This is a genomic window from Leptospiraceae bacterium (assembly GCA_024233835.1).
Classification (GTDB): domain Bacteria; phylum Spirochaetota; class Leptospiria; order Leptospirales; family Leptospiraceae; genus JACKPC01.
The window spans coordinates 358,284-378,143 of sequence record JACKPC010000001.1 but is presented as its reverse complement, the minus strand read 5'-3'; the positions used below and the strand labels follow the sequence as shown (position 1 = coordinate 378,143).

Sequence of the window (19,860 nt, the reverse complement as noted above, 5' to 3'; positions counted from 1 at the left end):
CAGGCTTAAGTTTCTTCTAACATTTCAAGGAATTTTCTCTTATCGGTTGTTTGTTCGGGGTATATAAGCAGATATATTTGAATTGAAATATTAAAACCTTTGCTACGAGCATTATCTATAGATAAGGCACCTGTTTTAATCCGATTAATAAACATTTCTGCATCTTTTTTACCAGTGTCACTGAGAATTGTCGCATATTTTCCTATACCAATACGAACTAAAATATCTTTACTGCCAATATTGGAATGTATGATTTCCCATAACTTCCGGTTGTATTCGTTGTAAAAATCCATTCCCAAAAGATTAATGATACGACCTGAGTTTTGTATTTTAACAACTAATAGACTAAATTGAGTACTTCGAACTGAAGCTATTTTTATCTGTTTATCAATAAAGCCTTCAATTAAACCAAATGGGTTAGACATGTATTCAGATTTTTCTTGTTGTAGTATCAAACTTGCAAGTGTGGCTGCTATAACCCCGGAAAGATGTAAGATTTTATCTTTCTTCAAACTGCTCCAATTTTCACCCAGATCATGCAGGGCAATGAAGCCCAAAAGCCAACCTGAATTTATGAGAGGAAATACTTTAAAATCTTTTACATGGGAAATTTCATCATCAGGAATCTGGGCAACGAATTCATCCTGTTCTGAAATGGAAAATTCATATAAATCAATTCCTTTCTGTAATTTTTCCAGAAACTCGGAATCTGAAGAATCTAAAATAAACTTCTCAGAAGTCTTCTCCTGGAATTGATTTGTGTATACAATCTTATAAGAGGTTTCAAAGTTACCGGTATTTAAAATGATAGTAAGGCGTTTAATTTCAAGAACAGAGCTTAAATAACCTGATATAATATCATAAGCATCTTCTAATTTGTTACAAAAAGTAAACTTATCTGTCAGGGTAAATGTTTCAAGACTCGAACGTGCCAGGTCTGTAAGATTTTCGAGAGTCTTATTTTTTTGTTCATATTCAGAAACGTTATTGAAGAAGTTACCGGCAAACTCACAAAAAATCTCTATTATTTCAAAGTCGGAGCCAGTATAATCATCTCCGCTAATCATTTCTCCCATCAAGATTATACAAAAAAGCTTTTCATTCGAAAAGAGAGGTATAATGATCCTGGTATTCGTTTCTTTCATGAAGGAAAATTCAGATTCGTCAATAGAAGAGGAAGATAAAGTTTGAAATTCAATAATACCTTTTTGCTCTGTAAGTAAGTGTTTTAGTTTTCCCTGGTATTTTAACTTGAATGAGATCTCTTCTTCGAGACCATCCTGTTTGATAAGCTGATAATCTTCTTCTAAATTTAGATTTGAGAAGAGCATAAAACTATCAACCCCATATTGACCAAGAATTCCATACATTATGTTTTCGAAATATTCCTCAAAAGAACCGGATTTGATTATTTCTTTTGAAATTTCAATTAAAGCCAAATACTCTTCAATTTGCCTTTGCTTATCTTCTTCTAATTCATTATCCTGTGGGTGGGATGTAGAAACAAATTTTTCCTCGGAATCCGGAGAGGATATTTCCCTTGTACTTAGTTCACTTTTCTTTTCTTCAAACCCCTGTTCTTCAAGGGCCTCTTTTTCCCAATCGTCAAAGGGATCTTTTTCATTTTGTAAATTAGGTTCTTCTCCTGGAATGGGTAGCTCAAATGTTTCCTCATCAAATTGTACAGGTTTTGCATATTCTTTTTCGTAGAACCTGGCTTGAATCTCTTCTAATCTTTCATAGAGTGTTCTTTTTTTTTTAGAAAACGCCTCCGGCGCTTCTTCAATATGAAGTTGTATAAATTTTTCTGCTTTCTGTAGGAGACTAGCCATTTTCCTTCAGTCCCTCTAAAAGCTTTTTGTAGGTTTCAAAATGTTTTGATTTACTAAACTCTAAAATTAGGGCATCGGGTAAATTTGCCAGAAGTTCATCAAGTTGTTCCATTAACTCTTTAGCTTCTATTTTGTTAACCCCAAAAACAAGAGAATTTTTATCAGTAGTTTTATTAGAATCCTCAGACTCAACTAATGCACCGGCTGCAGCGACTCCTGCAATAGCTGCTGTAGTCGGAAGTAGGGATTCTTCCTCTTCTTCCCCTTCTGATAAAATTGGAGCCAGATCTTCGAATGATACCGGTTCCTTTTCATCTTTAGCCAGAATAGCTTCTTCTTCAGGACTGAGCTTTTCTTCTTCAAACTCACCACTTTCTAAGATATTACCCAGTTCGTCTTCAGACAGAGAAATGTTCTCTTCTTCCTCTATATCTTCAGTCAGGGGAAATTCAGGTTCATCGATCCCATCCGGACTTTCTTCTTCGAACTCGCCACTATCTAAGATGTTGCCCAGTTCGTCTTCAGACAGAGAAATGTTCTCTTCTTCCTCTATGTCTTCAGTCAGGGGAAATTCAGGTTCATCGATCCCATCCGGACTTTCTTCTTCGAACTCGCCACTATCTAAGATGTTGCCCAGTTCGTCTTCAGACAGAGAAATGTTCTCTTCTTCCTCTATATCTTCAGTCAGGGAAGATTCAGGCTCATCGATTCCATCCGGACTTTCTTCTTCGAACTCGCCACTATCTAAAATATTGCCCAGTTCATCTTCAGACAGAGATATGTTTTCTTCTTCTATGTCTTCCGACTCTTCAGCTTGATACACGGATTCCTGTGATTCCAGACTTTCTTCACCCGGATCCAGATGCTTTTCTTCTTCAAATGAAGAGGTATCAATATCGGTTACAACACCGAGAGTATCAATTTCTTCGAACTCACCACTTTCTAAGATGTTACCCAGTTCATCTTCAGAGAGAGAAATGTTTTCTTCTTCCTCTATGTCCTCATTCAGGGCAGATTCGGGCTCATCGATTCCATCCGGACTTTCTTCTTCGAACTCGCCACTATCTAAAATATTGCCCAGTTCATCTTCAGACAGAGATATGTTTTCTTCTTCTTCTATGTCTTCCGACTCTTCAGCTTGATACACGGATTCCTGTGATTCCAGACTTTCTTCACCCGGATCCAGATGCTTTTCTTCTTCAAATGAAGAGGTATCAATATCGGTTACAACACCGAGAGTATCAATTTCTTCGAACTCACCACTTTCTAAGATATTACCCAGTTCATCTTCAGAGAGAGAAATGTTTTCTTCTTCCTCTATGTCCTCATTCAGGGCAGATTCGGGCTCATCGATTCCATCCAGACTTTCTTCTTCGAACTCGCCACTTTCTAAGATATTGCCCAGTTCGTCTTCAGAGAGAGAAATGTTATCTTCTTCCTCTATGTCCTCATTCAGGGCAGATTCGGGCTCATTGATTCCATCCAGACTTTCTTCTTCGAACTCACCACTTTCTAAGATATTACCCAGTTCATCTTCAGAGAGAGAAATGTTTTCTTCTTCCTCTATGTCCTCATTCAGGGCAGATTCGGGCTCATCGATTCCATCCAGACTTTCTTCTTCAAACTCACCACTTTCTAAGATATTACCCAGTTCGTCTTCAGACAGAGAAATGTTCTCTTCTTCCTCTATATCTTCAGTCAGGGGAAATTCAGGTTCATCGATCCCATCCGGACTTTCTTCTTCGAACTCGCCACTATCTAAGATGTTGCCCAGTTCGTCTTCAGACAGAGAAATGTTCTCTTCTTCCTCTATGTCTTCAGTCAGGGGAAATTCAGGTTCATCGATCCCATCCGGACTTTCTTCTTCGAACTCGCCACTATCTAAGATGTTGCCCAGTTCGTCTTCAGACAGAGAAATGTTCTCTTCTTCCTCTATATCTTCATTCAGGGCAGATTCGGGCTCTTCCAATCCATCCAGACTTTCTTCTTCGAACTTACCACTTTCTAAGATATTGCCCAGTTCATCTTCAGAGAGAGAAATGTTTTCTTCTTCCTCTATGTCATCATTCAGAGTAGATTCGGGCTCATCGATTCCATCCAGACTTTCTTCTTCGAACCCGCCACTTTCTAAGATATTGCCCAGTTCATCTTCAGAGAGAGAAATGTTTTCTTCTTCCTCTATGTCATCATTCAGAGTAGATTCGGGCTCATCGATTCCATCCAGACTTTCTTCTTCGAACCCGCCACTTTCTAAGATATTGCCCAGCTCGTCTTCAGACAGAGATATGTTCTCTTCTTCGGAAGTATTCGACTCATCTTCTAAAAGTCTATCGAATTCATCCTCTTCTCTATCCGCATTTTCTAAGATATTACCTAATTCTTCATCTGAGAAACCAGTTTCGGTTTCAAAATCATCTTCTTCAACAAACTCCGCACTTTCGAGGATACCACCTAATTCGTCTTCTGAAAGAGATATTTCTTCTTCTTCAGTATCATCATAAGAATCCTCTTCCAGAATATCCCCCAGTTCATCTTCAGAAAGGGATATGGGTTCTTCTTCCTCATCATCCTCTTCCTCATCAAAAACAGAACGATTTTCAAGATCGGTTATCTCTTCCATGCTATGGGCACCGATAATTTCATCGACTTCTTCATCTGAGAGTGATTCTGGTTCATCATCTTCCAGATCATCAAAAACAGATGCACCCAGCTCTTCGTCCTCTAAGTCGGGTTCTTCTTCTACATCTTCTAAAATATTTCCTAATTCTTCATCGGAAAGGGAAACGTCTTCATCGTCTCCAGGTTCAGTGTCTTCGAGAAGGGAAAAGCCTTCTTCTTCGAGATCATCTGAAAGGGACAGGTCTTCATCGTCAATATGGTCTAATTCACCTGTATCAAAAACAGAACGTCCATCCGGTTCATCATCAAACTCAGAATATTCATCTTCGTATTCGAAACTATCGTCCTGTTCAGAATCCGGTTCACTTTCAAATTCATTATCCTCGGTTAACTCCAATGATTCGGGTGATTCTTCAAAATTATCTCCGTCTAAAATATTACCTAATTCTTCTTCGGAAAGAGATATATCAGAATCATCAACTTCGTTTAGCTCCAGGCCATCAGCATTCAAGAGAGAGTGATCTTCATCGCTCAGCTCCTGTTCTTCCTCAGTATCTTCTACCTGAGATGAGGCTTCCTCAGAGTCATCAAACTCTTCATGAAAAGAAGTTTCTTCCGTTTCAAAAAGTTCAAGATCTTCTAATTCCAGATCAAAGTCTAATTCATCAAAAGAGATCTCTTCAAGAGTATCCGGGGAGGAAAGAAAATCAATATCTTCCACCCGAGTTGAAATTTTGGATTGCTTGTCTGTATGTTTATTTTCTGACATTTATTTTACCTGAGCCAAGAAATATTACCTGGCCATCCACTAAGGTAGCTTCTGGATTATAGTTCAACTTATCATTAGCATCTAACAATCCACCAGCTTTGTCAACTAAATGATGCAATAAACTCCCTTTAATCAGGAGATAAATTCCGGGATTCTTTACGTTCCCGGAAATTTTTACGTGGATTTGCTGTGAGGGATAAATTTTGTATATGAGGGGTCGATACAGGTATAGTAATAAACCCGTTATAAGAAAGACCAGCAGGTACATAAGCCTGGATTTTACAACTTTTTCGAAAATCGGATTACCCTCTGGGAAAATATCGGCTTCTTACTGGCTTTCGATTAATTTAATTCTGGTATTTGCTTTTCTTATTTCTAGGTTTTTTTCTTCCAGATCTGCAATATTTCTGGCATTTTCCAGCAATTTGCGGGCTTCCTCTTTACTAATTTTGTCCTTGCTGGCTCCGCCATTAGCCAGAACATTGACTCGATTCGCTCTCACTTCAACAAAGCCCCCATCGATAACCATCTTAACCACGGAACTCCCTTTTTTTACTTCAAGAATCCCTACATCAAGACTTGCGAGCATAGGAGCATGGTTTTTCATAACTCCAAAGGAACCTTCTGTACCCGGAAGCTTTATATAATCCGCTTCTCCGGAGAAAAGAACTCTCTCCGGAGAAATAACCTGTATTGTTAAGCTATTCTGTGCCATTGTTGTCTACTTATTTCAGGTTCTTAGCCTTTTCTACTGCTTCTTCTATTGAACCAACCATATAGAAAGCTTGTTCAGGAAGATGGTCATAATTTCCATTAATCACTTCTTTGAAAGAACGAACAGAATCTTCCAGTTTTACATATTTTCCGGGGAAACCTGTAAAGACTTCGGCCACATGGAAAGGTTGAGATAAGAATTTCTCAATTTTTCTTGCACGGGCTACCAGAAGCTTATCATCCTCTGAAAGTTCATCCATACCGAGGATCGCAATAATATCCTGAAGGTCTTTATAACGTTGTAGAACTCTCTGTACTTCCCTGGCTACACTATAGTGTTCTTCACCCAGAACATCCGGACTCATCACACGAGAGGTTGAATCCAGAGGGTCAACTGCAGGATAAATACCTTTTTCAGAAATGGCCCTGGAGAGTACGGTTGTTGCATCAAGGTGAGTAAAAGCAGTAGCCGGAGCAGGGTCAGTTAAGTCGTCAGCAGGAACGTAAATTGCCTGAACGGAAGTAATAGATCCTCTTTTTGTAGATGTAATCCTTTCCTGAAGAGCACCCATTTCGGTAGAAAGAGTAGGCTGGTATCCCACAGCGCTCGGCATACGACCTAAAAGGGCGGATACTTCAGAACCTGCTTGAGAGAAACGGAAGATATTATCTACGAAAAGGAGAATATCACTTCCGGTACTATCACGGAAATATTCAGCCATAGTTAGAGCACTCAGAGCTACCCTTAGCCTTGCACCGGGAGGCTCGTTCATCTGACCGTAACAAAGAACAGTTTTGTCAATAACTCCTGACTCTTTCATTTCTAACCAGAGGTCATTACCTTCCCGCGTTCTTTCGCCCACTCCGGCAAATACAGAGTATCCTCCGTGCTGTTTGGCGATGTTATTAATCAATTCCATGATGATAACAGTTTTTCCCACTCCCGCACCACCAAAGAGACCGGTTTTTCCCCCTTTGATATAAGGAGCCAGTAAGTCGATAACCTTAATTCCGGTTTCGAAAACCTCTGTTTTGGGCTCGAGTTCTTCATAAGTAGGAGGGTTACTGTGAATTGGCCTTCTTTCTTTGACCTGAACAGGACCCATTTCATCCACAGTATTCCCGAGAACGTTAAAAATCCTTCCTAAGGTTGGTTCTCCTACAGGAACCTGAATAGCAGCGCCGGTATCTACAACCTTCATCCCTCTGACCATACCATCAGTAGAAGAAAGTGCAACCGCACGTACGGTATTATCACCAAGGTGCTGTTGGACTTCTGCAATTATCTTTTCTACTCCGCCGTCTTTTTGCACTTCAATTTCAAGAGCGTTATAAATCTCAGGGAGTTCTGCCCCTTCAAAAGAAATGTCCAAAACCGAACCAATTACCTGCTTAATTTTTCCTACGTTCATCTATCGATTACTCCAAATAATACTATCTTACTGTAAAGAATCTGCTCCACCCACAATTTCGGAAATTTCCTGGGTGATTTTTGCCTGGCGAACCCTGTTATATCCCCTGGTGAGGAGTTTAATCATTTCAGAAGCTGCATCTGTAGCAGATTTCATTGCAATTCTTCTTGCAATTTGCTCGGAACAAACAGCTTCCATAATTGCCTTATAAAAACCTGTCTTGATTACCAGCGGGAGCAGGGACTCCAGAATTTTTTGAGGATCGGGTTCATAGATTATGCTATCCTGAACCGAAGCACTACTACCTTCTGAGCTTTCAAGAGGAAGAATTTTTGTTAATTCAGGTGTCTGGCTGGATGAGGAATGATAAACTGTAGATACAATCTCTACTGCATCAATCGATTCATCAGCAAAAAGCTTCATAAACTTTTTTGCAAAGAATTCAGCTTCTTTATAACCTGAGTTATCATCTATATTTGTATAACTTTCAACTACGTTCTGTTTGATATATTTGAAGAAAGAAATACCTTTTTTTCCGATTACATACAGATCACAGGTAATTCCTTTCTCAGTAAATTCTTTCAGTCTATTCCGGGCAATCCGGATAGTATTCGAATTGTACCCTCCGCAAAGACCGCGATTCGCAGTGATTACAAGGAGGGCAACTTTTTGAATTTTCTCCGGTTTTCTTAAAAGTGGACTCTGCACCTGAGAGGAAAGAGAGGAAAGTGAACCTACCATCTCCTTAACTTTGTCAGAAAACGGCTTGGAAGCATTTACCTTATCACTCATTTTCTTGGACTTGGCGGTTGCAACCATCTCCATAGTACGGGTAATTTTCTTCGTATTTTTAACCGAATTGATTCTCTTTTTTATTTCTCTGGGTGATGCCACTTTAGAAGTCCTATTCCCTTATTTCTTTTTGAAAGCTTCAACTGCCTCTTTTATTCTGTCAGCCAAGAGGTTCTCATCTTTAATCACTTTTTCATCACGAATCTCTTTCATGTTTTCGGGATGGTGGCTTTTGATATGGTCAATGAGATAAGTTTCAAAAGCCCTGATTTTATCTACTGCAATAGAGTCCATAAGTCCTCTGGTTACTGCAAAAATAGCAATCACTTGCTCTTCTACAGGAATGGGTTTTCCCTGGGCCTGTTTCAGAACTTCTACGATTCTATAACCTCTATCTAACTGAGATTGCGTAGCTGCATCTAATTCAGTTCCTAACTGGGCGAAGGCTTCAAGTTCTCGGAACTGAGCCAGGTTAAGTTTCAGAGGTCCGGCTACTTTTTTCATAGCTTTGATCTGGGCAGCTCCACCCACTCGAGATACGGAAATACCCACATCTACCGCAGGACGAACGCCGGAAGCAAAAAGGTTACTTTGCAGATAAATCTGACCGTCTGTGATGGAAATTACGTTTGTTGGAATATAGGCAGAAACCTCACCTTCCTGGGTTTCAATTACCGGAAGAGCAGTTAAAGAACCTCCACCATTCTTGTCACTCAGTTTGGCAGCTCTTTCAAGAAGCCTTGAGTGAAGGTAGAATACGTCTCCAGGATAAGCTTCACGACCCGGAGGACGTCTGAGAAGTAAACTCATCTGCCTGTAAGCTACAGCCTGCTTGGAGAGGTCATCATAAACTACCAGGGTGGCTTTGCCTTCATCATACATGAAATACTCTGCCATAGTGCATCCGGAGTAAGGAGCAATATACTGCAAGGGAGCCGGATCAGAAGCACTGGCTGAAACCACGATAGTATATTTCATGGCACCTGCATCTTCCAGACGCTTTACTACGCTCGCAATAGTGGATGCTTTTTGTCCGATAGCTACATATACGCAGATAACACCGGTTTCTTTTTGGTTAATAATTGTATCAAGTGCAATAGTCGTTTTACCGGTTCCCCTATCCCCGATGATTAACTCTCTCTGTCCCCTTCCAATCGGGATCATAGAGTCAATCGCTTTGATACCTGTTTGAAGAGGTTCATTCACCGGTTGACGTTTGGAAATACCGGGTGCAACAATCTCTACCGGCCTGGCTTTTTTAGAAGCTATCGGGCCTTTTCCATCAATAGGTTCACCGAGGGGATTTACTACTCTTCCGAGCAGCTCAGGACCTACCGGAACCTCAAAAATCCTTCCGGTCCTCTTGGCAGAGAAGCCTTCTTCGATATGTTTAAACTCACCGAGAATAACCACACCCACAGAGTTCTCTTCAAGGTTAAAGGCCTGTCCTTTGACTCCATTTTCAAACTCAATAAGCTCACCAGCCATTACATTTTTTAAACCATAAATCCTGGCAATCCCATCCCCAATTTCCGTTACGGTTCCGGTCTCATCTATAGATAAGTCCTGCTTATAGTTAACGATTTCTTTTTTAAGTATCGAGGTAATTTCGTCCGTTTTAATTTTCATAGATAGTCCCGTTTTGCAATTTACTCAGCAGTAGGCCTTTTTTAATCTTTTCGAGGTGATTTTTCATCGAACCGTCAATTACAATATCATCATATTTTACAATAAAGCCGCCCACGAGGTCCGGCTTTACCCTGGTTTCCACAATACATTCAGATGAAAGTTGGGTATCCAGGGTTGTTTTAATTTCTTTTAGCACATCCTGTTTAAGCTCTGCAGCAGAGTGTACAAAAACCCTTTTTCTGCCCAGAAGCTTATCATGAGCATAATAGAACTCTTTTACTATTTGCTCTAAATACAAAATTCTGTCATTTTTAATCAAAATCAGCAAAAAATTCAGGATATGATCCGAAACCTTGGATGTAAGGACCTTTTCGGCGATATCTGTTTTATCCTTTTTACTTACTTTTGGGGATAAAAAGAAAGCGAATATATCCTGATTTTTTATAATGATCTCTTCCAGGGTTTTCAGCTCTTCTTCGTACTCGGCCAGCTTTTTCGATTCACTGGCTATTTCTAAAAGAGCTAAAGCGTATACTTTTGCTACGTGTATTTTGTCCATTTTTACAGTTTCGAGTCTTTCAACCTTTTAAGCTCTGCGTTTACAAAAGAAGCATGATCTTCGGCACGAAGCTGCTTTTCCAAAATCTGCCCGGCTATAGCGACAGAGAGGTCTACGACCTTGGTCTGCAGCTCTTCAATTGCTTTCATCTTGGACAGTTCGATGTCTTTTGTTGCCTGCTCTTTCAGAGATTTTATCTCTACCTGGGCTTCATCTAACATCTTCTTCTTGAGGTTTGAAGCATCCGAACTGGCTTCATTTACAATCGCTATAGCTTCTTCTTTCGCCTTTTCTAATTTAGCCTGGTAGGAAGATAGTGTTTCCTCAGCTTCTTTCTTGAGCTTTTCAGCCCTGTCAATATCGCCATGGATCTTTTCCGCTCTTTCATCCAGAGCCTTAACTATTGGTTTCCAGGCGGTAAGCCCGAGAATACCAACAACAATTAGAAAGGTGAGTACGGTCCAAACTAATAACCCCGGATCAACGTGTAATAATCCACCTGCGGCTAATATCAAGTTTCTTTACCTATCTCTCTCGTTTTGCCTTACTTCTTTTCAGCAGGTGCTGTCTGTCCGGCAGGTGCCTGTTGAACTTGAGCAGCCTTGTTAGCAATAGCTTTCGGAAGTTCGTTGTTCAGAGCTCCACCAGCACTGAAAGTAATAACGAGAGCAAACATCGCAGCACCTTCTATCAGGGCGGCAGAGATGATCATAGCCAGCTGAATCGCACCAGCAGCCTCAGGCTGCCTGCTCATACCTTCAACAGCAGAACCACCGATTCTACCGATACCAAGCGCAGCACCAATAATTGCCAGACCAGCTCCAATTCCAACACCAATGTAAGCTAAACCAAATTCCATGTTTTCTCCTATACCTTAGAAAGTTATAATTTCCTAAAAATTAGTGCCTGTGCATTGCAGAACCCACAAATAGGGAAGTAAGCAATGTAAAAATATATGCCTGTAAAAAGGCAACCAGTAACTCTAAAAAGTTAATAGCAACTGCTCCTAAAACAGAAATTGCAGCTACTCCATAATTCATATATTGAAAAATAAAACCTAAAAGGGCAAGGATCACTACGTGCCCTGCTGTCATGTTTGCTAAAAGACGAATGGTAAGCGCAAAACATTTTGCCAGCGGCGAAACCAGAAACTCCAGAGGCCAGAGTAAGGGATAAAGAAGGAATGGAACACCATTAGGAACCACTCCCCAGAGATAAGATACTTTTTGATACGCAAAACCGGTTACAAAAATCAGGAGGAAAGTAAGAGATGCAAGAGCTGCCGTTACGGAAATGTCACCGGTTACTGTCATACCATTCCAGACCATGGCAAGCAGGGAATGGTGGTTTCCACCTGAAAGGATTTCTCCCAGAGGAGGAACCAGACCCAGAAGGTTTGAAAATAGAATAAAAAAGAAAAGAGTAAATAAATAGCTATAATAGGGTTTTCCGTGTCCGTGCATATTGGGATCTATCACATCTTTACGCAGATAGTTCACAAACACTTCGACCATACCGGTAAAACGAGAAGACACCCTGTAGGGGTTTGCTGCGATTTTCCTTGAGGCCGGTATAAAAATAAGCATCATAAGGAATGCCACAATCCACATCATGGAAACACGCTTAGTGATGTGCATATCCAGACCACCCACATAGTGAAACTTCTTATGCGTATTATGGTCCTCAAAAATTGCATGATTACCTTTATCAAAACCTGATTCACCCTCATACACGATCTTTCCTCCTATGTTAAAAGGAAAGTTCGCATGATCCAGAAGGTGGTGGTCGATTACCTCAGATAAGTTAAAAGGCTTATCTTCTCCGCCACTGGCATAGAGCGCACTTGAAAAAGAAAATAATGAAAATACGATCGCGATTAAAATTTTTGTTCTTGAGTTCAAGGGTCTTTGTCCCTAAAAAAAAATGCTGTAAAAACTAATAAAAAAAGAATCTCGTGAAAGGCAACTAAAAAACCCAGTATCGAGCCCAAACTCCCCCCCTGTACCATTATGAGAAATATCACCAGCAGGTTGAGTAGCAGAGAGGAAAACAGAATCACCATCTGACAGGAAATACAGGAAGCTTTCTTACGGGCAAAAAAAACTTTTAGACTAAGAAAAACTCCTTCTATCAGAAACCCAAGGTTAAAACCAAAAAGAAACCCATAAAAAGCTGGGTGAGCCATTTTTAGCTTCCAGAAATAGAAAAGATTTAGAGACAGAAGGTAGAGTATTAAATAATAAATGAGTAATTTTTTTGGAGGGATTTTAACTATATCAAGGGTATTTTTTAGCATACAGTTTCTTCAGAAAAGCATCCTTAGAAGAAATAGAACCCGTTTTCCTGCTCGGTATCCAGTTCTTCGACTTGCTTCAGAAATTTCGGTAGTTCTATTTATGAATTTCCGGATCTTTCGTCAAGGCTATTTCCGGATTGAGTATTTTTAGTCGGGTGATTTTTTGATTTCCTTCAAAACCCAGAACCGAGTTTAAAAGGTCTGCCAGCAAGTGCGGATACTTTATGCAAAATATCTTAAATACAATATCGCTATATAAGAGCCTGTCTGAAAATGATGCTCCAGGCTCTTGCAGCTTGCTTTTCTTTAGCATATAAGCTTATTTTAAGACACGCTGTAAGGGTAAAAGCCCGTTCTGTTTTTCTGCATCTTTTTTTTAAAAGTCACATAAAGTATCCATTTATTGATTTTTATCAATGAAAAAATTTAAAATCTATGAATAGCCTATGATTCAGTATGACTAAAAAATATATAGTTCTCAATTCAGTACTAAGTCTTTTCTTAGTAGCACAGCTATTGAACTGCAAGGGACAGCTAACAGAAGAAACCGCCAAATTAACATTTGCTCCGGAAGTGCCGCCTCCGATTACCAGAAGCGGTCCGGCCCGTGTTAAAGTGGAAATCGAGACGGTGGAAAAAGTTATGAAACTGGCAGATGGAGTGGAGTATACATTCTGAACTTATGGTGGTAAAGTTCCGGGGCCATTCATCAGGGTACGAGAGGGAGATATTGTTGACTTTAAGTTGAGTAATCATCCTGATAGTAAGATGCCGCATAACATCGACCTCCATGCGGTAACCGGCCCGGGAGGAGGAGCTGCCTCTTCTTTTACTTCACCCGGTCACTCATCCAAATTTTCTTTTCAAGTTCTAAATCCGGGTTTGTATGTATATCATTGTGCAACTGCACCGGTGGGTATGCATATAGCAAATGGAATGTATGGTCTTATATTAGTAGAACCTAAAGGAGGCTTACCTAAAGTAGATAAAGAATACTATGTAATGCAGGGTGAGTTTTATACCAAAGGTAAACATGGTGAAACCGGTAGACAACCTTTTGATATGGATAAAGCTTTTCACGAACAACCTGAATACGTAGTTTTTAATGGAGCGGTAGGTGCACTTGCCGGTGATAATGCTATCACAGCTAAAGTGGGGGATAACGTAAGGTTATATGTCGGAAACGGTGGGCCGAATTTAGTATCATCGTTTCATGTGATTGGAGAAATCTTTGATACGGTCTATCCGGAAGGTGGTGATACTATAAATAAAAACGTACAAACCACTATAGTTCCAGCAGGAGGTTCTACGATTGTTGATTTTAAACTTCAGGTTCCGGGAACTTTTATCATTGTAGATCATTCAATTTTCCGTACCTTTAATAAAGGTGCCCTCGGTATGTTAAAAGTAGAAGGACCCGATGACAAGCAGGTTTATTCAGGTAAAACAGAAGACCAGGTATATCTTCCTGAAGGTGCAGCTAACCAATCTCTTGAAGATAAGGTGGAGAAAACTACTAAAGTCTTCACTTTTGAAGAGCAGTTAACAGATGGAAAAAGGGTATTTACACAAAACTGTATGGCCTGTCATCAATCAGATGGAAATGGTATCAAGGGTTCATTTCCCCCTCTCGCCAAATCTGATTTCTTAATGAAAGACAAGAAACGTTCCATTCAGGTAATCTTAAATGGATTAAACGGTGAAATAGCTGTAAATGGAGAAAAGTATAATGGAGTAATGCCGGCACAAAGATTAAATGATAACGATATTGCAAACGTATTAACTTATATCCGTAATTCCTGGGGAAATAAAGGAGAAGCGGTAAAACCGGAGGAAGTGAAAGCACTTAGAAAATAAACCATTTAAATGAAAATACAAAGATTTCTATATATTCTATTATATCTTCTGTCGGATGTCCGCTTGCCCGCTAAATCTCCGACAGAAGGTATGATTTTTATCAAAGGAGGTAAGTTTAAACCTCTTTTTTTTGATAAATCAAAAAGAGAACAGGTAATCGTCGAAAGTTTCTACATTGATAAATATCCTGTAAGTAATTTAGAATATATGAATTTTATAAAAGAAGAATCAAAATGGTCTTTAGAAAATGCGAAATCCATTTTTGTAGAGAAAGCTTACCTTTCTCATTGGAAAGGAAATACTCCCGATAAATCCATACACAATGCAGCCGTAGTCAATGTGTCATGGTTTGCAGCAAGAGCCTATTGTCATTGGAAGGGAAAAAGACTTCCTTCTACAGCCGAATGGGAATTTGTAGCTTTAGCCGATGAAACACAAAGAGATGCCAGTTATAAAAAAGATTATTCCGCAAGAATATTAAAGTGGTATTCGAGACCGGGAGGAGTGAATCGTTCAGAAGTAGGTTCTACATATAAGAACTTTTACGGAGTTTATGATATGCACGGTTTAATCTGGGAATGGGTGGAAGATTTTAGTACGGCCATGGTTACGGGAGATTCGAGAGGGGATTCAAGTCTCGATAAAGGTTTATTTTGCGGAAGCGGAAGCCTCGGTGCTTCCAATTTTAATGATTACGCTGCTTTCATGAGATATGGCTTTCGTAGCAGTCTTGATGCCAAATATACCGTTAATAACCTCGGCTTTCGATGTGCCTATAATAACTGAATAATTATGGAGAAGAAAGAATGAAAAAAAGTATGTTAATTATTTTGCTTCTTGTTATGAATGCTTGCAAGGAGCAACAGGATCACTCAAAGCATGCTCATCATGAGCATCACAAAATGGAATCCGGAAAAGTTAGCGGAGAGTCCGTGTATAATTTGGAAGGAAAATCACTAAAAAATCAAAACGCTGAAGCTATCAGCCTGAGCGATTTCAAAAACTCTAAGGTATTAGTGAGCATGATCTTTTCGACCTGTAAAGATATCTGTCCTCGCCTGGTTGCTGATATGCAAAACATTGAAAGAAAATTAGAAAAAGATTCTATTCAGGATGTGAAATATGTTCTTATTTCTTTTGATTCCGATAAAGATACTCCGAATGTATTAAAAGAGTATGCAGTCAAAATGAAATTTGACTTGAAACGTTGGACTTTGATTCATGCCAGTGCTTCTGATATCGCCGAGATTGCAGCTGTATTGGGAGTGAAGTACAAAAAGATGGAAGACGGAACATTTTCTCATTCTAATTTGATAAGTCTTTTAAATGCGAAAGGAGAAATCGTGTACAGGCTGGAAGGCTTAGGACAAAATCCGGATGCTTTGATTGAAAAACTAAAGAGTCTTTAAAATGGGATTTATAAATAGCTGAACTACCAACGGTTCGCACTCTAACGAAATACCCTCGAATATATATCTGCCATGGCCTGTGGCAGTTTTTTGGGATGATTGAGTATTTGGAACCTACCTTCTCCCAACATCGGTGGCAAGTAATCTTTAGCCGATTTCTCTATGGCCAGGGCAAAAAGATGAATATTCGATTTTTCACATTCCTGCACCGCCTTTTTTACATCTTCAATCCCATATTTACCTTCATATCTGTCATAATCATTCGGTTTTCCGTCAGAAAGTAAAAGTATCCATTTCTTACGCGAAACTTCTTTTTCTAATATACTTTTTGCATGCCGAATGGCCGGACCGATGCGCGTATAGCCCCTGGGTTCTAAAGCACCAATAAAGTGTTTTTTGGAATCCCAGGTGTCCGAGAAAGATTTTACATTAATGTATTCGCAATCATTTCGAGTTTTCGAGGAAAAGCAATCTATTCGGAAACGATCTTCATATTCATTACAAAGTTCCCCCAAAAGGATTACAGATTCCTTTTCTACATCAAGGATGCGATTATTGGATACATATCCATCAGTAGACAAACTGAGATCAATCAATAGCAATAAAGACATATCCCTCTTTTGTTTGCGCTTTGATACATATACTCTTTCATTCGGACTGGAATGACTTAATAATTGAACTGTATAATCAAGAAGAGAATCCATGTCCAACTCTTCCCCATATTCTTGATGTCTTACACTCTCAAGTTGGTTAGCGAGACGATTCATCTTTTCTTTTAATTGCTTTAAAGTTAAAGCATTCTTATTTAAACATTCTGAATAATAGGAAGAATGTTTTTGGGTAAAAGGATATTCCAGTACCGAACAATAGTTCTTTCTATATCCTTTTTTCTTATAATTCCATTCATCATACAAGAAACGATTTTCAGTATAAATTACATCTTTTGCTTCAAGAGGAATGTCGGCTCTAAGGACATCACTTTTATACAGAGAGGAACTGGATTCTTCCGTCCGTATTAAATGACGTAAGTCTAATTCATTGAGTGCCTCTTCATGTGTATCTAACTCATCCTCTCCATCCAGAGTTCTCCAGTCACCTTTGAATTCTTCTACTGTTTCTATCTTCTCAAAATTATGGTTTAAGGTATATTCTCGCGTTTTTTCTTTATTTTCCTCTAAGACAATGACTTCTTCCTTAGGCTTTCCTTCTTTTTCGGTTGAATAGGATTGAAGTTTTCTATCTGAGTCCCGTAGTGACATAGAACTTGAGTCCTCTCTTTTTTCGGGACTCATAAATACTCCATGGAGATAGGAAAGAGGAAATGTCTTATTGGATAATTGTTCCTGAAAGGTAGACTCATGTTTACAGATATTCTGAATCCATTCTTTTGTTTCCGGAAAATGTTTATGAATTTCTTCTAATACTCCAGGAAAAGCATTTTTAGCTTTTTGTAAAGAATGTGTACGATTATAGATTCCTTCTTTTTCCCAGTTTAATTGTAGTTTTTTCTGAAAAGTTAAATACAAAACTCGAAATATATAAAAGTCCGTATTGTCCTTCAAGCTTGGGCCGTGATAGTAGGAAGTCGGAAGATAAAACACGTTTCCTCTGTATCCACCTTCTTTTTCGGCTTCCTGTATACGAATTGTCTCACCGCTTATGAGACAGGCAAAAATACTTAATCTTTGCTTAAGAGAGGAAAGCTCTACCGTTCTTTCAATTAGTTCAGGTGATTTTTTTTTGGCTAGTAAGTTTTTTATCGGGTGGTAAAGTTTTTTAAAAACCCACTGATCAATTTCCATACTCTAAAACACCAGAGAAATCATATCTCTCAGAGCAAAGATGGTATCCGGATCATCCGAAAGAGGCTGGGCAATAGCCACTTCGCAGGCCATACGTGGGGAAATTCCTGAAGCAATTAATTTCGCTGCATCCACCAGCAGTCGTGTAGATACCGTCTCAGAAAGGCTTAAGTCATAGGAAGCTCTGATTCGATGTGCAATTTGCACCAGTCGCTTTGCAATACTATCTTCAATACCGGACTCTTTTTGTAATATTTCTTTTTCCAGGTCAAAGGAAGGATAGGAAAATTGAATACTTACAAATCTTTGTCGGGTTGAAGGCTTTAATTCCTTCCATCCACGCTGATAACCCGGATTAAAAGAAGCAATCAACATAAAAGAATCTTTCGCATATATCGTTTCGTTTAACCTGTCTAAAAATAACTCTCTTCTGTGGTCAGTGAGAGGATGTATGGCTACAATTACATCGGGTCTGGCTTCAGCAATTTCATCTAAATAGAGAATTGCTCCATTTCGAACAGCCCTCGTGAGAGGGCCATCCTGCCATATTGTTTCTGCACCCTTTATCAGGTGTCTCCCCAGTAAGTCAACTGCCGAAGTTTCTTCATGACAGGAAACGGTAATTAATTCTAATTGCAATTTCGAGGCCATGTATTCAATGAATCTCGTTTTTCCTGCACCCGTTGGTCCTTTCAAAAGCAAGGGTAACTTGTTTTTGAAGCAGGATTCGAAGATTTCAATTTCCTTACCTGTGGGTTTGTAAAACACCGATGGAGAGTGAGAAGACATTTTTATACTCCCTGCTTGGAAAAGTAGGCAAGGTCATCCTGAGAGTTTTCCGGAATCAGGGTTTCATCATTAGGAAATCCAAATTTTATAAAATTATAAATATATAAGATTATTCCTATAGTAAACAGACTCGCAGCCAGTAAAAGTCCTACGAAGTGAACCTCCACTTCTTTTTGAACTGCAAGAAAATCCAGACCCAGTATTCGTTCCAGGTAAACCTGGGCAATACCCGCAACCGCAAAGGCTCCTGTCATTCCGAGCATGCCTATATTAGAAATCCAGAATGCAAGTAAACCGGACATGTTATTCCAGAGTTTACGCCCCGTAAGAAGTGGCATTGCATAGGAAATAATAGCCAGAACCATCATGGCATAGGCTCCCCAGAACGCCATATGTCCGTGCATAGCTGTAACCAGGGTTCCGTGTGTATAAAGGTTTACTTGAGGAAGAGTATGAGCAAAACCTAAAAATCCTGCACCCACAAAGGACATGATGGCACATCCAATTGTCCAATAAAGGGAAATTTTGTTCGGATGCGTTCTTTCACTTTTTCTGTACATGTTAATGGCAAACAGAGCCATTCCTAAAAATGCAAGAGGTTCTAAAGCAGAGAACAATCCTCCCACCCATAACCAATAAGAAGGTGTTCCGATATAATAGTAATGGTGACCGGTTCCTAATATTCCTGAAAGAAATGTAAGACCCACGATCACATAAAGCCACTTTTCAATAACTTCTCTATCAACACCGGTAAGCTTAATCAAGAGATAGGCAAGGATAGAACCCATGATAAGTTCCCATACACCTTCTACCCATAAGTGAACCACCCACCATCTAAAAAAGGAATCAAGGGTATGGTTATGGAAATAAATCATCCCCGGTAAATACAGAAGGGCGGCCGCCAAAAGACCAAAATAAAGTACAAGAGCTGTAGTTGTATGCTTTTTACCATTCCAAACAGTCATTCCTATGTTGAATAAGAAGGTTAGAACATTCACAACTACTAAAAAATCAAGAGGTCTGGGAATTTCTAAAAACTTTCTTCCTTCCCACCAATTTAAGTGAAAGCCTATAATTGCAACCACTCCCACTACAACCAGCGAACCCAGTTGCAAAAAGGCTAACTTTTCGGAATAGATTTCGCGTCCGGCTTCGTCCGGGATAATGAAGTGCGCCGCTCCCATAAAGCCGCATAATAACCATACTACAAGAAGATTTGTATGAGTAGCTCTTGCTGCATTAAAAGGAATCCAATCGTGTAATCCATCGAGACCAATATGGGCAAAACCCATTATAAAACCATAAATTAGCTGCAAGCTAAGTAGTAGCATACAAACTGCAAAGAAATAATAAGCTATCTTCTGTGATCGATATTTCATGT

General features: G+C 39.4%; 16 protein-coding genes and 1 pseudogene. 3 read left to right on the top strand and 14 right to left on the bottom strand.

The window, feature by feature from the left end; genetic code table 11:
* Nucleotides 1-5 precede the first annotated feature (5 nt).
* The 11 genes from H7A25_01800 to atpB are packed head-to-tail and all read right to left on the bottom strand — an operon-like array spanning nucleotide 6 to nucleotide 12,227.
* A complete protein-coding gene (locus tag H7A25_01800; GenBank protein ID MCP5498610.1) occupies nucleotides 6-1,832 on the bottom strand; it encodes a diguanylate cyclase in 1,827 nt (608 codons plus the stop codon).
* Nucleotides 1,825-5,220, bottom strand: coding sequence for a hypothetical protein (locus H7A25_01795; protein MCP5498609.1), 3,396 nt, complete (start codon nucleotides 5,218-5,220; stop codon nucleotides 1,825-1,827). Before H7A25_01795 ends, H7A25_01800 begins: the two co-directional genes overlap by 8 nt.
* Nucleotides 5,207-5,488 carry an SLBB domain-containing protein gene (locus H7A25_01790; GenBank protein MCP5498608.1) on the bottom strand — a complete coding sequence of 94 codons (282 nt, stop codon included), beginning with the start codon at nucleotides 5,486-5,488 and terminating at the stop codon, nucleotides 5,207-5,209. Before H7A25_01790 ends, H7A25_01795 begins: the two co-directional genes overlap by 14 nt.
* Before the next feature lie 60 nt (nucleotides 5,489-5,548).
* The gene (atpC, locus tag H7A25_01785) at nucleotides 5,549-5,935 is read right to left on the bottom strand and encodes an ATP synthase F1 subunit epsilon (GenBank protein MCP5498607.1); all 387 of its coding nucleotides are present in this window, start codon (nucleotides 5,933-5,935) and stop codon (nucleotides 5,549-5,551) included.
* 10 nt (nucleotides 5,936-5,945) lie between these two features.
* On the bottom strand, nucleotides 5,946-7,346 hold the full coding sequence (gene atpD, locus H7A25_01780) for a F0F1 ATP synthase subunit beta (GenBank protein MCP5498606.1): 1,401 nt from the start codon (nucleotides 7,344-7,346) through the stop codon (nucleotides 5,946-5,948).
* Between the two features lie 27 nt (nucleotides 7,347-7,373).
* Nucleotides 7,374-8,240 (bottom strand): ATP synthase F1 subunit gamma, encoded by an 867-nt coding sequence (atpG, locus tag H7A25_01775; GenBank protein ID MCP5498605.1) that lies wholly within the window; start codon nucleotides 8,238-8,240, stop codon nucleotides 7,374-7,376.
* Between the two features lie 18 nt (nucleotides 8,241-8,258).
* The gene (locus H7A25_01770; protein ID MCP5498604.1) at nucleotides 8,259-9,767 is read right to left on the bottom strand and encodes a F0F1 ATP synthase subunit alpha; all 1,509 of its coding nucleotides are present in this window, start codon (nucleotides 9,765-9,767) and stop codon (nucleotides 8,259-8,261) included.
* Nucleotides 9,757-10,326: an ATP synthase F1 subunit delta gene (atpH, locus tag H7A25_01765; protein MCP5498603.1), complete on the bottom strand. Its 570-nt coding sequence runs from the start codon at nucleotides 10,324-10,326 to the stop codon at nucleotides 9,757-9,759. Before atpH ends, H7A25_01770 begins: the two co-directional genes overlap by 11 nt.
* Nucleotides 10,327-10,328: 2 nt before the next feature.
* Nucleotides 10,329-10,841, bottom strand: coding sequence for a F0F1 ATP synthase subunit B (locus H7A25_01760; GenBank protein MCP5498602.1), 513 nt, complete (start codon nucleotides 10,839-10,841; stop codon nucleotides 10,329-10,331).
* A gap of 29 nt (nucleotides 10,842-10,870) precedes the next feature.
* Entirely contained in the window at nucleotides 10,871-11,185 is a 315-nt protein-coding gene (atpE, locus tag H7A25_01755) for an ATP synthase F0 subunit C (protein ID MCP5498601.1), read from the bottom strand.
* Nucleotides 11,186-11,225: 40 nt separating this feature from the next.
* Entirely contained in the window at nucleotides 11,226-12,227 is a 1,002-nt protein-coding gene (gene atpB, locus H7A25_01750) for a F0F1 ATP synthase subunit A (GenBank protein ID MCP5498600.1), read from the bottom strand.
* Nucleotides 12,228-13,078: 851 nt separating this feature from the next.
* On the opposite strand from atpB, the pseudogene nirK reads away from it, so the two are divergent.
* The 3 genes and pseudogenes from nirK to H7A25_01735 all read left to right on the top strand — a co-directional run bounded on the left by nirK (nucleotide 13,079) and on the right by H7A25_01735 (nucleotide 15,888).
* A pseudogene (gene nirK / locus H7A25_01745) lies at nucleotides 13,079-14,479 on the top strand (nitrite reductase, copper-containing).
* A gap of 90 nt (nucleotides 14,480-14,569) precedes the next feature.
* Nucleotides 14,570-15,265: a formylglycine-generating enzyme family protein gene (locus H7A25_01740; GenBank protein ID MCP5498599.1), complete on the top strand. Its 696-nt coding sequence runs from the start codon at nucleotides 14,570-14,572 to the stop codon at nucleotides 15,263-15,265.
* A 20-nt stretch (nucleotides 15,266-15,285) separates the two neighbouring features.
* A complete protein-coding gene (locus tag H7A25_01735) occupies nucleotides 15,286-15,888 on the top strand; it encodes an SCO family protein (GenBank protein ID MCP5498598.1) in 603 nt (200 codons plus the stop codon).
* 41 nt (nucleotides 15,889-15,929) lie between these two features.
* On the opposite strand, the gene H7A25_01730 is transcribed toward H7A25_01735, so the two are convergent.
* Genes H7A25_01730 through H7A25_01720 form a run of 3 tightly spaced genes read right to left on the bottom strand, consistent with a single transcriptional unit; the run spans nucleotide 15,930 to nucleotide 19,858 of the window.
* Entirely contained in the window at nucleotides 15,930-17,690 is a 1,761-nt protein-coding gene (locus tag H7A25_01730) for a VWA domain-containing protein (protein MCP5498597.1), read from the bottom strand.
* A 3-nt stretch (nucleotides 17,691-17,693) separates the two neighbouring features.
* Nucleotides 17,694-18,479 (bottom strand): CbbQ/NirQ/NorQ/GpvN family protein, encoded by a 786-nt coding sequence (locus H7A25_01725; protein ID MCP5498596.1) that lies wholly within the window; start codon nucleotides 18,477-18,479, stop codon nucleotides 17,694-17,696.
* Between the two features lie 2 nt (nucleotides 18,480-18,481).
* On the bottom strand, nucleotides 18,482-19,858 hold the full coding sequence (locus H7A25_01720) for a cbb3-type cytochrome c oxidase subunit I (protein MCP5498595.1): 1,377 nt from the start codon (nucleotides 19,856-19,858) through the stop codon (nucleotides 18,482-18,484).
* Between the last annotated feature and the right edge of the window lie 2 nt (nucleotides 19,859-19,860).

Bases quoted from the DNA above. Each gene is read 5' to 3' on its own strand.
- H7A25_01730 (MCP5498597.1), bottom strand. From the start codon at position 17,690: ATGGAAATTGATCAGTGGGTTTTTAAAAAACTTTACCACCCGATAAAA.
- H7A25_01735 (MCP5498598.1), top strand. From the start codon at position 15,286: ATGAAAAAAAGTATGTTAATTATTTTGCTTCTTGTTATGAATGCTTGC.
- H7A25_01740 (MCP5498599.1), top strand. From the start codon at position 14,570: ATGATTTTTATCAAAGGAGGTAAGTTTAAACCTCTTTTTTTTGATAAA.
- atpH (MCP5498603.1), bottom strand. From the start codon at position 10,326: ATGGACAAAATACACGTAGCAAAAGTATACGCTTTAGCTCTTTTAGAA.
- atpE (MCP5498601.1), bottom strand. From the start codon at position 11,185: ATGGAATTTGGTTTAGCTTACATTGGTGTTGGAATTGGAGCTGGTCTG.
- atpC (MCP5498607.1), bottom strand. From the start codon at position 5,935: ATGGCACAGAATAGCTTAACAATACAGGTTATTTCTCCGGAGAGAGTT.
- H7A25_01725 (MCP5498596.1), bottom strand. From the start codon at position 18,479: ATGTCTTCTCACTCTCCATCGGTGTTTTACAAACCCACAGGTAAGGAA.
- H7A25_01720 (MCP5498595.1), bottom strand. From the start codon at position 19,858: ATGAAATATCGATCACAGAAGATAGCTTATTATTTCTTTGCAGTTTGT.
- H7A25_01800 (MCP5498610.1), bottom strand. From the start codon at position 1,832: ATGGCTAGTCTCCTACAGAAAGCAGAAAAATTTATACAACTTCATATT.
- H7A25_01790 (MCP5498608.1), bottom strand. From the start codon at position 5,488: ATGTACCTGCTGGTCTTTCTTATAACGGGTTTATTACTATACCTGTAT.
- atpD (MCP5498606.1), bottom strand. From the start codon at position 7,346: ATGAACGTAGGAAAAATTAAGCAGGTAATTGGTTCGGTTTTGGACATT.
- H7A25_01795 (MCP5498609.1), bottom strand. From the start codon at position 5,220: ATGTCAGAAAATAAACATACAGACAAGCAATCCAAAATTTCAACTCGG.
- H7A25_01770 (MCP5498604.1), bottom strand. From the start codon at position 9,767: ATGAAAATTAAAACGGACGAAATTACCTCGATACTTAAAAAAGAAATC.